This window comes from Lactobacillus sp. M0390 (assembly GCF_016102085.1).
GTDB classification, from domain to species: domain Bacteria; phylum Bacillota; class Bacilli; order Lactobacillales; family Lactobacillaceae; genus Lactobacillus; species Lactobacillus apis.
The window spans coordinates 429069-442635 of sequence record NZ_JACFPH010000002.1 but is presented as its reverse complement, the minus strand read 5'-3'; the positions used below and the strand labels follow the sequence as shown (position 1 = coordinate 442635).

The window sequence follows — 13567 nt, the reverse complement described above, 5'->3', positions numbered from 1 at the left end:
AAAGTTATTTAAGGAGATTTAATTATGAATACCAAAGAAGAAGTTTTAGCAATTTTACAAGATTTAACTGGTGAAGACTTATCAGATAAAATGGACGAAAACATTTTTGCCAACGGCCTAATGGATTCAATGGCTAGTGTACAAATGCTGTTAAACTTACAGGAAAAATTTGAAATTGATGTACCTGTTTCTGAATTTGATCGTGAAGAATGGGATACACCAAGCAAAATTGTTGCAAAGGTGGAAAGTTTAGAAAATGAGTAACAAACGCCGACTGTGGCAGATTTTTGGCCCAGTTCTTTGCGCTTTTATCTTGTTACTGGTTATCTTCCTATTACCTTGGGAACGTACTTTTTCACGGGACTCGATTTACCAGGCCGCCAATTCACAAACAACGACGGTTTTTAAGGGCTCGTTAATGAAGCAGGATGCATTTGAAAATGGTTATGTACCATTTTATGGTTCTAGTGAATTATCGCGTCTTGATCCACTTCACCCTAGTGTAATTGCCCAAAAGTACCAGCGAAACTATCGTCCTTTCCTATTAGGGGGACCTGGTAGTCAGTCACTGGCTCAATTTTTAGGGATGCAAGGAACAGCAGACGAGCTCAAGGACAAAAAAGCGGTAGTGATTATTTCACCGCAATGGTTTACCAAAATGGGGCAAAACCCCGATGCCTTTGCGCTTTACTATTCGCCTTTACAAGCCTGCAATTTTTTACTAGGTATTAAGAAGGATAGTGTTTCCAGCCGTTATGCTGCCAAGCGCTTTTTGGCAATGCCTGAAGTTAAGGGCACCATTAAGCGAGGGATGAAGCGAGTAGCAGCTGGTGAAGAATTGACTGATGCGCAACGTTTTATCCTTGAAAATCAGCGGCGTGTACTTAATAACGAAGATAAGTTTTTCAGTACATTCCAGTTACGTGACCGGATTAAGAAGATTAATACGCGGGCCAAACTATTACCAGACACATATTCAGTTAAAGGCTTGAATGAGGTAGCAGACCAAGAGGCTGCTAAGAATACCAATTCAAATTCGTTTGGAATCAATAATCGTTTCTTTAAAACGCGCTTAAACAAGCGAAACTTAATGAAGTTGAAGGATAGTCAGCGTGACTTTGACTATACCAAGTCAGTTGAATACAGTGATTTTGAGTTGATGTTGCAGCAATTTGCTAAGCAGCATACTAATGTGCTATTTATCATTCCACCAATTAATCAAAAGTGGTCAGAATATACCGGTTTATCAGAAGAGATGTACCAAAAATCTGTATCAAAAATTAAGTATCAATTGGCAAGTCAAGGCTTCAATAATGTAGAAGACCTCTCAAGGCATGGTGGTGAAAAGTACTTCATGGAAGATACCATTCACCTTGGCTGGCGCGGTTGGGTTGCAGTTGATCAAGCGGTCAAGCCGTTTATGCAACGCCCTAATGGCCGTTATAACTACAACATTCATGATTATTTCTACACTAAAAAGTGGCAAAAGGAACCGCACAAGATTGGTTCAACGGATAAGAGTCCAGTAAACTACAGCTTAAAAGGAAAATAGTGCGCCAGCAAATTGATGCTTTAGGCATCAAGGGTTCAGTTTTGGTCATCAGAAAGGGTAAGATTTTACTCAATTATGCTGATAGCAATACTACTGACACTAGTTACTTAATTAATTCAGCACAAAAGTCGCTAACTGCGGCCATGGTGATGAGATTGGTTCAAGATGGTAAGCTAAGCTTACAAGACCGATTGAGCAAGTTTTATCCGGAGATTCCAGGTGCGAAAAAAATCAAAATTGAGCACTTGTTGGCAATGCGAGCAGGTTTGAACCTCAAGCCGGGTGCCAAACTTGGTAGAAAACACTTTGTTTCAGACCAAGACAATATTGCCTGCGATGTGAAAAAGACTGTTTTTGACCCTAAGTTGTTAGGAAAATGGCATTATAGTTCACTTAATTATGTCTATCTATGCGGAATTATTACTAAGGTGACCAATAAGAGTTATGAACAGTTATTCCATGAAACTTACGTTGAGCCGCTAAAGCTGAAGCATACAGAATTCTTGTGGTCAAAGCCACATCGTATTTTGAAAAGCGGACTAGTGCCCGGGTTCTTTTATCGTAATGGGCATTATGATATTATCAAGCACGAAGCAGCTCTGCGGGATGCGCATAATGAACTTGGTGCAGGCTCAGTTGTAATGTCCAATCAGGATTTGGCAAAGGCAATTCGCTACGTCTTAACAGGTAACTTGTTAACTAAGAGGAGTCGTAAGCTTCTCTATGATGCACAACCGCCAAGTTACTATAATGGTGGCTTATATCACAATGACAAGCAGAAGACTAAACTGGCCAATGGCGCAGGTGAAGGCTATTATACTTTTATGCGTACCACAAATGATGCCAAAACGATGATCATTATTCAGTCGAATCGCACACGCAAAAACGAGTTCGATAAGTTGAAAAAGTCAGTCAATCAAGTCATGCGCCAACTGCTTGAAAGCAAGTAAGGCTGTGAAAATATAATCTGCCGTATCTTGTTTTTTAGTTAATTGCATGCTAAAATTTTGTTGTGTCGCCAGAGAAGAAGTACGAGTTTTCTCCGGTAGCGAAAATATAATATTTCTATATGTGGTCAGTAATGGCGGCACAAACACTGTGTGAGCTTAGTTCCGATGTTGGTGGAACTAGGCTTTTTTGATGCCTTTTGCTAACAGATGAAAAAAAGAGTAGAATATAATTAAATATATCAATAACAGTAAATCATAAAGGGGATAAAATAATGACCAGAGCAGAACTAAAAACGGAGGCCAAAAATCAGCTTCGACACAATTGGGGTTGGGCTGTTTTAGTGACGCTTATTTTTACCGTCGTCTATATTATCTTTTTAGTGCCTAGTGTTAACCGGTCGCTTCAAACTACCAATGGCGTTAATGATGTTATGGGAGGCGCATCCATTGTTTCTATTCTTGCTCCTAATGGCTGGGCTCGTGCGCTTGGCGAAGATGTCCTAGACATTTTAAGTGGGTTCTTTTTTGTTAGTTTTCCACTTGTGTTTCTCCACTTCATTCATGGCGAAAAAATGGGCTATATTAAGGGGCTTTTCGCTGTTTTCACTGATGGCCGCTTTGTTCCTGAGTTTCTTAATTATTTTTTAAGCTACATTTTTCAATGGCTTTGGACGCTGTTGTTAATCATCCCTGGGATTGTTAAATCATACTCTTACGCATTAACACCATACATTGTTAATGATATGGTAGCCAGTGGAAAAGAAGTACACGCTACTACTGCTATTACTGCAAGTCGTCAGTTGATGAAGGGCCATAAGTGGGAACTGTTTGTCTTAGACTTAAGTTTCATTCCTTGGTACCTGCTCGGCATCATTACGCTTGGAATTGGCTATCTCTGGTTAGTTCCCTATATTTCAACCACTAAAGCCAATTTTTATCGTAACTTAGCAGGTGATCAATTCAGTAATTAAGGCTAAAAATTAGGCATGTAATGCAGAAATAACTATATTAGTTAGAATAAACCGCAGATAATAATAGAGTATCTGCTAAGAAAGCCACTTAAGTAATTTTACTTAGGTGGTTTTTTAAGGAAAAAAGAGTAGTAATGCAAAGTATCATAATCATCTTTTGAATATCTTGATCATTTAGGATAAAATGATCAAGATATTAATGGGATGAGCAAGATAAAGTGGGTGATGGCGATTAAGAAGTTTGATTATCAAAAACTCAATAATTTTAAATATACAAACACATTAATAAACAAACTAACGCAGATTTACAACCTTAGCGGAAAAACAGACAGTTATGAAACTAATTATCGCGATACTTTAAATAGATTAGTTGAAGTTGCTAAAGTTCAGAGTACTAGTGCATCTAATAGAATTGAAGGAATCTATACCACTAATGAGCGACTTAACAAAATTATGGAAAAAAAGACCGATCCTAGGAATAGAAGTGAGCAAGAAATCTCAGGCTATCGTAATGTATTGGAACTAATTCATGAGCAATATGATTATATACCGATAAATTCTAATTCAATTTTAGATTTACATAAAAGATTATTCGCTTATACTGATAGCACTTGGGGCGGACAATTTAAAGATAGTGATAACCAAATTATTACTGAATATTCTGACGGACGGCGAGAAGCTAGATTTAATCCACCATCTGCACTTCTTACACCGCGGTTGGTACAGGAGCTGTGTGATTCTTATAATCAAGCTTTACAGGCTAATACTAATAGATTTTCTCCATTGATTTTATCGGGAGCATTTGTTTTTGACTTCGTGTCGATTCATCCGTTTCGAGATGGTAATGGCCGAATGTCGCGTTTGTTGATGTTGCTGACAATGTATAAAGCAGGCTTTGACGTAGGAAAATATGTTAGTATTGAAAAATCTATAGAAGATACTAAGTCAGAATACTATCGAGTTTTAAAAGAGAGCTCGGTCGGTTGGATGGATAATACCAATGATTATTTACCATTCTTGGATTATTTTTTAAGTGTAGTTTTGGAAAACTATCGTGAATTTAATGAGCGAATGAGTATTATTAATCAATCAGATTTACCTGTCGATAAACTTGTTTTGAAGACTTTGAGAAAGGCCTTGCAGCCGTTATCTATCAAGGAAATTAATAATAGCATTCCCCAGTACAGTGAGATAACAATTCGTCGCGCGCTTAAAAAATTGCGAGAAGATGGCAAAATTGAGAAATTTGGTAACGCACGTGCAACGAAATATGGTTTGAAGATTAATAAGTATTGAGATAATAGAACAATGTAGTCTTAGAATGGACATCCTTAAGCATGACTTTATTCATAATAAAAGACAACTAAGTTGATTATTTACAGCTTAGTTGTCTTTTTAGTTTATAGATATTAATTAGAATCTGTTTAAATCATCAAGGTTAAACAATTTCCCCGCATATTCTGAACTGATATCATCAGCATCCTTTAGTGCTTCCTTGATTTGATTGGAATTTAAATGATCAATGAGGTAAGCCTTCAAAGCAGCATTGGTCAGGTCATCTAAGTCAGTTCCGGTAATCTGAAGATACTTTTCTGCCAGTTTTTCTACTTTTCCATTTAATTCGATTTTTTTCCTACTCATTTTTCCACCTTCTAATAATCGTTTCTATTATAACATTTTCGCTAGGTTACAAGACGGCAAATTGATCATTTGCTGCCACACTTAAAAAATTGAAGCCCTTAGACAATTGGAGTAATATTTTAATTCAAAGAGATACAACAAAGTAGGACTTGCTCAATGATTAACTTATCTACTAAAACTATATTAAAAATCAGGCAGTGGTCATTTTTCCGCGCCGCGCAAAGAACTCTGGTGATGTTAATGCCAATTGCTGTGATTGGAACATATTTTAATCTTTTTAATGATTTGATTTTCTCACCAGATGGCCTAATTTATAATATCTTTGGCCTAGATAAGATTATGACAGATCATTTTTGGTATGCAGGCTCATTTGTTTGTCGTGGCATGATTGAAGTTACTTTTGGAGTTTTTGGTATTTATGCCAGTTTTTTTATGGCGCGTTACACGGCGCGAATCTACCACAAAGATTCTACAATGTCGGGAATCGCTGCCGTTTTAATTATGCTTTTCTGCTCATATGCAACAAGCAATAGTCGGCCAAGACATGGCTCTTTTACAGGTGGTTTTTTACAAATAAATGCCCTTTTTATTGCGTTGCTTGTTGGCTTTGGTGTAGGGCAAATTTTTCATTTATGCGGTAAAAATTATCAGCAAGTGGAAAATGAGGACACGAAGTGGCTACGACGACGGGTTTGGAATGCTACCTTGCCATTTATGATATCCATTGCTTTTGGAATTTTGCTTGGTATTGCTCGCTATGAGTTACAAATAAAGGTGCTTGATACGGCAAGCTTTAGTGAATTAGTTGGTCGAATGCAAACGACTAATAATTTGGCAGAAGTGTTGTTTTTGTCGGCAATAACAACACTCTTGAACTGGATGGGGATTGGCTATCCAATTCACGCACTTTCCGGCACAACGAGTAATGCATATACAGCCGAAAACTTAACCTATGCGTTTCAGAACGGTAGCTCTTGGAATGTGCCTTACAAATTTCTAGGCAGTTCTTTAATCAAAACATATGGCACGATGGGTGGTGCCAGTGTGATTTTGGCAATTATTGTTGTTTTACTTATGCGGCGCACGAAGAAAAACAATGAAGCCAATGTTGCCATTGCAAAAATCAATTTGTTACCGGTAGCGTTTGGCTCAAGCTTGGGCTTTTCGGCGGGCTTGCCGGTAATTCTTAATCCACTCTTTGTTCTACCTAGTGTCATTATTCCATTGGTTAATATGGCGTTGGCTGGGCTAGCGATTAGTTTACACATGATTCCAGTATGTGCTTATCCAATATTGAAAGGAACGCCTGGAGTGTTGCTTTCCTTTTTTGGCACTAATGGCAATTGGGGGACTTTATGGTTTACTATTGCGCTTTTTGTACTCGATGTTTGTATCATGTGGCCGATTATGAAAATTAATGAACAGGTTGAGGAAATGTTAAAAGCTGGGAAAGGAAGACAGTTCTAATGCAGGTACGAAATAATCCTAATTTTAAATGGCTGCTGATGCTAGTGGCGTTGTTAGTAGTGATTGCCATTCCCAGTTATTATTGGATGGAAAAGGAGAATAATGCGCACGCAGAGCGTAGTCGCTCGCTGCTTTCACCAGTCATCATGGTACCCGGCTCGAGTGCCACAACTGAGCGCTTTAATGAACTAATTGATCAGCTGAACAAAACGACAATGAATGAGCATAGTGTTCTCAAAGTTACTGTTTCACGTGAAGCAAAATTATCGTATAGTGGTTCGATTAATAAGAATGATCAGGAACCGATAATCATTATTGGTTTTGCCAATAATAAAGACGGTTATGCCAATATAAAAAAACAGGCTTTTTGGCTAGACGTTGCCTTTACGTCTTTGATGCAAAATTATAAATTTAATAACTTTAAGGCGTTTGGGCATTCAAATGGTGGTCTTATTTGGACATACTGGTTAGAACACTACTATGCGCAGTATTCTGATGATGTAAGGATTAAGCGGTTGATGACGTTGGGAACACCTTATAATTTTACTGAAAATAACATCAATAACCGTACACAAATGCTAGCCGATTTTATTAAAAATCGTACAGCACTTCCAGAAAACTTGAAAGTCTACTCATTATCTGGTGGTAAAAGCTATGAATCGGATGGAATTGTGCCAGAAACTAGTGTTGCCGCAGGTAAGTTTATTTTTCAAAAACAGGTCAAATCTTACACGGCAATGACGGTCACTGGCGAAAAGGCAGACCACTCGGATTTGCCACAAAATAAACAGGTAATACAAGCCATTCGGGAGTATTTGCTAAAAAAACCTGATAGACCTGGGAGACCAGAAAAAAATTTAAAGCCAAGAAGAAGGAGAAGTAATCGATGAAATATCATGAACAGCCAACTAAGATTGAAGTTATCGGTGGCAAAGTTAATAACTTAAAGAACATTAATGTTGATATCCCACTACATAAATTCGTGGCAATCTCAGGCTTGAGCGGTTCAGGGAAATCGAGTCTCGCAATGGGGATTCTTTATTCAGAGGGAGCACGACGTTATCTCGATTCACTTGCAGCTTATACTAAAAGGCGGATTAGTCAGGTCGGTAGGGCACAGGTTGATGAAGTGCGTCATATTCCTTCTGCACTTGCTTTGCGCCAACGCCCAACTATTCCTGGTGTTCGGTCAACCGTAGGCACAGTAACAGAGGTTTTTAACGTCCTACGTTTGATTTTTTCACGCTTGGGCTCACCTGTATGTCCTAATGGGCATAGATTAGCGCCAACCATTAAAATTGCTGAAGCGATGGACTTAACTGGAGAGGCAATGGGACGTGTTACTTGTCCAACCTGTGGTGTTCAGTTTTATGCTTTTAGTGCTGAAGACTTTGCTTTTAACTCAGATGGTGCATGTCAAAAGTGTCAGGGGTTAGGAACCGTTGAACAAATTGACGATGATAAGATTATTGCAGATGAAAATCTATCATTGGAAAATGGCGCAGTTGCCACATGGCAAATCCCCGGAAGAAATTGGATGTGACGCATTGCCCGTGAGCTAGGTGTTCGGACAGATGTTCCGTATAAAGAATTGTCCGAGGATGAAAAAGAAATTGTTTTACACGGTGAGGAACGGAAAATACCAGTTGATATTCCAACTTCGACTGGGCGAGTTTATCACCTTGACGCACTTTATGAAAATGCCTATAACGCTGTCGCAAATTCACGCAAAACGACTAAGTCTGAACGTGGTTTAGAAAGAATCAACTCTTTTTATCGTTTCAAGCCTTGTCCACGCTGTCACGGCTATCGGATTGATCCAAGTCGCTGGAATCAGTTGGTGGCAGGGAAGAACATTATCGAGGCCGAACAACTTACGCTGGGTGAGTTAGCAGACTATTTAAAGAAAATTATGGCATGGCTTCCAGCAGACATGCATGATTTAGCTGAAAACTTAACTGGTGAACTGATGCATCAGGTTAAACCGTTACTAAAATTAGGTCTAGACTACTTAAGCTTAGATCGTCAAGCTAATAGCTTATCTACTGGTGAGTTGCAACGGATTCAGCTTGGTCGGACCTTGAGGACAGAGACGACAGGAGTGCTCTATGTTTTGGACGAGCCATCTGTCGGACTGCATCCAGATAATGTTGCTGGCTTAATTGAGGTCTTCCATGAGCTCGTCAACCAAGGTAATTCGCTTGTTGTTGTTGACCATGAAACTTCTATTATTGAGGCAGCTGATTGGATAATTGAAATTGGTCCTGGTTCGGGTTCAGAAGGTGGTCAAATAATTGCGCAAGGAACCCCGAAAGAAATTGAGCAAACTAATACTTCATTAATAGGGCAATATTTAACTGGGGATGCACCGTTATATGTAAGAAAAAGTGCTAAACCTGATGATCTTTTTAAAGATGGCACGATTGCTTTAACTGTTAATAAGCGCTTCAACTTGAAAGATGTCCATGCTGAGATACCAGTTGGACGCCTTACTTCTGTTACAGGTTTTTCCGGTGCTGGAAAAACGACTTTGATTCTAGACTCACTTTTACCAGCTCTAAAGGCTGAAAAAGAAGGCAGTGCTAAACCTGAGTGGGTGACTAGTCTTACAAGCAATGGCATCAAAAATGTAATCAGCGTTGACTCGTCACCTGTTGGTAAAAACCAACGTTCCACGGTAGCAACATACACAGACATTATGGATAACTTACGTAAGTTATTTGCACAGCAACCACTAGCTAAAGAATTGAAATATCGTGCCTCCCATTTTTCTTATAATAATAAAGAAGGAGCATGTCCGGCATGTGGTGGAACTGGGGTAATTTCACTTGATATTCAGTATTTACCGGACATGGTGGAAACATGTTCTGTATGTGGCGGCCACCGTTTTAATCAAGATGTTTTAAGGGTTAAATGGCATGATTTAAGTATTGCGGACGTGCTGGATTATTCAGTTGATGATGCATTGAAGGAAAATCTTTTTGGGGATGAACCCAAAATTGCTAAGACGATTGAAACTCTGCATGATATGGGGTTAGGTTACCTTCACTTAGGAGAATCAACGCCAGCATTATCAGGTGGAGAAGCACAACGATTGAAATTAACCAGCCATATTCACCGCCAACAAAAGGGCAGCCTCTTTGTTTTTGATGAGCCAACCGTGGGTTTGCATCCAAGCGACGTTAGAACGTTGCTGCAGGTTTTTCAAAAATTGTTAGACCAGCATGCAACAATCATTACAATTACACATGACCTCGATATTATGGCCAATAGTGATTATATGATTGACATGGGTCCGCGTGGCGGATTGAACGGTGGAAAAATAATTGCCTGTGGGACACCTGTGGATATTTCACACCAAAAAGATAGTTTAACGGCAAAATATTTGCGTGAGCACATAAATTTATATCAAAAATAAACCAAAGTCTAGGCCTTGTAGTAGTCGTAAACGCGATTACTGCAAGGTTTTTTGCTACAAAAGAAATTTCACAAATAAAATGTGGAAAAGTTTTGCAAAAAGGTTGCATTCTGTGGATAACCTGTTAGAATATTATATGTAAGCAATTAGCAGTCGAACACATCGAGTGCTAATTACAGATTTTATCCTATAAAGGGGTGCATATTTATGGCATATTTTGACAACGAATTTGATAATTTATTTAACGAACTTAACAACTCTTTCTTTAACGATGATAATAATGGCTCTATCCCAGTTCACTATTCAAGCATGAACATTTCTCCACAAGGAATTAATCAGAGCGAACAAATGCCTGGTCAACCAAAAAAGGAGAAACCAATTGGTGTTGACCTAGTTGAACAAGCTAAAAACAATAAATACGATCCGGTAATCGGTCGTGATGAGCAAATCCAAGAAGTAATAGAAATTTTGAGTAGACGTAAGAAGAACAATCCTGTTTTAGTAGGTCCTGCCGGAGTTGGTAAAACTGCAATTGTTGAAGGCCTAGCTCAAAAGATTGCACAAGGTGATGTTCCTGATAAGATGAAGGACAAGCATATTATTGCAATTAATATTAATGACATGGTTGCAGGCTCAAGTCTACGTGGTAGTTTTGAAGAGCGCCTGAAGAAAGTCATTGATGAAGCAAAGAAGAACCCTAACATCATCTTGTTCATTGATGAAATTCATAACATTGTTGGTGCAGGTTCAACAGATTCTGAAAACAATAGTGATGATGCCGCAAACATTTTGAAACCTGCTTTGGCAAGTGGCGACTTAAACTTAATCGGTGCAACTACAACAGGGGAATACCGTAGAATTGAAAATGATGCTGCTCTAGCACGTCGTTTCCAACCAGTCCAAGTTCCAGAACCTTCAACTGATGTAACTGTTAAAATTCTGGAAGGGTTAAAGAAAAAATACGAAGACTATCACCACGTTAAATACAGTGACAGTGCTTTGCGTTTAGCAGTTGAATTGTCACAACGGTATATTCAGGGACGCTATTTACCTGATAAAGCAATCGATTTAATGGATGAAGCTGGTGCTAAAAAAGGTCTCGACAGCGTTCCAAGTGATGAAGCCACTCTGAAAAAGAGAATTAGCAGCCTTGAAAGAGAAAAAGCAGAAGCAGCTAAAAATGAAGACTATGCAAAGGCAAGCGACTTGAAGAAGAGAATTGAAAAACTTCAAGAACAGGCCGAGCATATTGATGAAACTGCAACACCAAAGGTAACTGATCAAGATATTTACGCTTTAATTGAAGCTAAGACCAAGATTCCAATGAGCGAATTGCATGCTAACGAAAGTCAAAAGAATCTCAACTTGGCTGAAAAATTGAAGAAAGCTGTTATTGATCAGGACAACGCTGTTGATGTTATTACTGATGCAATTGCTCGTAAGCAAGTCTTCAAAGATAACAATCGTCCTACTGGTTCATTCTTATTAACTGGACCAACTGGAGTGGGCAAGACAGAATTGGCTAAGCAACTTGCTATTCAATTATTTGGTGGCGAAGATCACCTAATTCGGCTTGATATGTCAGAATATCAAGATCAAATGGCAGTTAACAAGTTAATTGGTTCTGCACCTGGCTACGTTGGTTATGGTGAAGGCGGCCAATTGACTGAAAAAGTTCGCCACCAACCATACAGCTTAATTCTGTTCGATGAAATAGAGAAAGCTAACCCCCAAGTCTTCAACGCATTATTGCAGATTATGGATGATGGACGTCTGACAGATGCTCAAGGCAGAACTGTTTCCTTCAAGGACACAATTCTAATTATGACCTCAAACGCTGGTTACTCTGACAACTTGTTAAAAGATGGTAAAGTGGATCACGATAAGATGATTAAGGCTTTAGAAGCATACTTCAGACCAGAATTTTTGAACAGATTAGACGCAATTGTGCCATTTAATTCATTGACTGAAACTGACATGACTAAGATCATCGACATTTACCTAAAGAAGATGTCACATGTCTTGGCAAAGAAAGATGTTAAAGTTGAAGTTTCTGATGATGCTAAAGCTTACTTCGCTGAAAAAGGTTATGACAAGAAATTTGGTGCACGTCCTCTTCGTCGAGTAGTTGAACAAGACATGGAGACGCCAATCGCTAAATTATTGCTAAAAGAGCCAGATACTAAAGAAGTTAAATTTACTGCTGATGATAAGCATGTTTATCTCAATGGTGAAGTAATTTTAGATATTGAGCCAAAAGCTGATTCAAATGATGAGCAAACTGAAGCTGAAGAAACAAAAGAATAATTGTTGCTTAAAAGTCATTCCGAAAGGAATGGCTTTTTTGCTTTATAAACTTTTTACGAGTAAATAAGGTGGTGTTTCACGTGTGACATTTTTGACGGAGAGACTCTTAGAATTAATCTTTGGAAAGCTGTTGACAGTAGTAAAATTATGGTTTACATTAGTTAACAATTAAATAATAATTAAAAGTTAAAAAGAGATTTTTAACTGATGTTTTTAAGGAAAAAGTAGGAGCATTGCTATGAAACAAAAAGTAGAAGACCTTGACTGGAAAAATTTAGGCTTTGTTTATCGCGATTTACCATATCGTTATGAGGCTAAATATAGAGACGGCGAGTGGCAAGAGGGAAAATTGATTGAAGATTCTACTCTTGTTCTTTCCGAAGGTGCAGAAATTTTGCACTACGGTCAAGAAATTTTTGAAGGATTGAAGGCTTATCGTAGAGAAGACGGTAAGATTAACTTGTTTCGTCCCGATGAAAATGCGCATCGATTTGCGTTATCTGCTGAGCGTTTGGCAATGCCACCATTTCCAGAAGATCGCTTTGTTGAAGCTGTTAAGCAAGTAGTTTTGGCAAACAAGGAGTATGTGCCACCTTATGATAGTGGTGCAACGCTTTATTTACGTCCATTTATGATTGGGACATCCAATGTTTTGGGTGTCCAGGCGGCCAATGAATATACCTTCCGCATTTTTGCTGTTCCGGTTGGCGCTTATATTAAGGGGCTTAACCCAGCAGATTATATTGTTAGTGAATATGACCGTGCTGCCTATGCTGGTACGGGTCAAGCAAAGACCTCTGGTAACTATGCCAGCAGTTTGCTGCCATCAGTTGAAGCTCATAAAAATGGCTTTGCGGATTGTTTATACCTTGACCCACGAGAGCACAAATATGTTGATGAATTTGGTGGCGCTAATTTTTACGGTATTACCCAAGAAGGTCAATTTGTTACACCAAAATCTAAATCAATCTTGATCTCAATTACCAAGAGGTCACTGCTGGAACTAGCTAAAAAGCAGGGCTTAAATCCAGTGGAAAGACAAATCACTTTAGAAGAAGCCTTTAACATGAAAGAAGCTGGAGCTATGGGCACTGCGGCAGTTATTTCACCAGTGGGTTCGATCACTTATGAAGGTAAAAAACATGTCATTTACAGTGAAACAGAAACAGGTCCAGTGACAACTAAACTCTATAATGAGCTAGTTGATATTCAATATGGAAAGCAAGAAGGTCCAGAGGGCTGGGTCCAAACAATTGATTAA

10 protein-coding genes and 1 pseudogene are annotated in these 13567 nt (G+C 38.7%); 10 read left to right on the top strand and 1 reads right to left on the bottom strand.

The window, feature by feature from the left end; genetic code table 11:
• Positions 1–24 precede the first annotated feature (24 nt).
• The 5 genes from dltC to H3R25_RS06065 all read left to right on the top strand — a co-directional run bounded on the left by dltC (position 25) and on the right by H3R25_RS06065 (position 4769).
• On the top strand, positions 25–264 hold the full coding sequence (gene dltC / locus H3R25_RS06085) for a D-alanine--poly(phosphoribitol) ligase subunit DltC (protein WP_046308026.1): 240 nt from the start codon (positions 25–27) through the stop codon (positions 262–264).
• Positions 257–1552, top strand: a complete 1296-nt coding sequence (dltD, locus tag H3R25_RS06080; protein ID WP_198194599.1) for a D-alanyl-lipoteichoic acid biosynthesis protein DltD — start codon at positions 257–259, stop codon at positions 1550–1552. The genes dltC and dltD overlap by 8 nt, the downstream gene beginning before the upstream one ends.
• Complete coding sequence (locus H3R25_RS06075) at positions 1552–2502, top strand: serine hydrolase (protein ID WP_074426182.1); 951 nt, start codon at positions 1552–1554, stop codon at positions 2500–2502. The genes dltD and H3R25_RS06075 overlap by 1 nt, the downstream gene beginning before the upstream one ends.
• 272 nt (positions 2503–2774) lie before the next feature.
• Positions 2775–3473: a DUF975 family protein gene (locus tag H3R25_RS06070; protein WP_198194598.1), complete on the top strand. Its 699-nt coding sequence runs from the start codon at positions 2775–2777 to the stop codon at positions 3471–3473.
• Positions 3474–3677: 204 nt separating this feature from the next.
• Complete coding sequence (locus H3R25_RS06065) at positions 3678–4769, top strand: Fic family protein (RefSeq protein WP_198194597.1); 1092 nt, start codon at positions 3678–3680, stop codon at positions 4767–4769.
• 117 nt (positions 4770–4886) lie between these two features.
• On the opposite strand, the gene H3R25_RS06060 is transcribed toward H3R25_RS06065, so the two are convergent.
• Positions 4887–5114, bottom strand: coding sequence for a hypothetical protein (locus H3R25_RS06060; protein WP_198194596.1), 228 nt, complete (start codon positions 5112–5114; stop codon positions 4887–4889).
• Between the two features lie 156 nt (positions 5115–5270).
• Here H3R25_RS06060 and H3R25_RS06055 point away from each other — a divergent pair, with 156 nt between their 5' ends.
• From H3R25_RS06055 to H3R25_RS06035, 5 genes and pseudogenes are all read left to right on the top strand, one after another.
• A complete protein-coding gene (locus H3R25_RS06055; RefSeq protein ID WP_198194595.1) occupies positions 5271–6581 on the top strand; it encodes a PTS sugar transporter subunit IIC in 1311 nt (436 codons plus the stop codon).
• Positions 6581–7471, top strand: coding sequence for an alpha/beta hydrolase (locus tag H3R25_RS06050; protein ID WP_198188143.1), 891 nt, complete (start codon positions 6581–6583; stop codon positions 7469–7471). Before H3R25_RS06055 ends, H3R25_RS06050 begins: the two co-directional genes overlap by 1 nt.
• Positions 7468–9999: pseudogene (locus tag H3R25_RS06045) on the top strand (ATP-binding cassette domain-containing protein). The gene H3R25_RS06050 and the pseudogene H3R25_RS06045 overlap by 4 nt, the downstream one beginning before the upstream one ends.
• A 207-nt stretch (positions 10000–10206) precedes the next feature.
• Positions 10207–12306 carry an ATP-dependent Clp protease ATP-binding subunit gene (locus H3R25_RS06040; RefSeq protein WP_198194594.1) on the top strand — a complete coding sequence of 700 codons (2100 nt, stop codon included), beginning with the start codon at positions 10207–10209 and terminating at the stop codon, positions 12304–12306.
• Between the two features lie 238 nt (positions 12307–12544).
• Complete coding sequence (locus H3R25_RS06035) at positions 12545–13567, top strand: branched-chain amino acid aminotransferase (protein WP_198188139.1); 1023 nt, start codon at positions 12545–12547, stop codon at positions 13565–13567.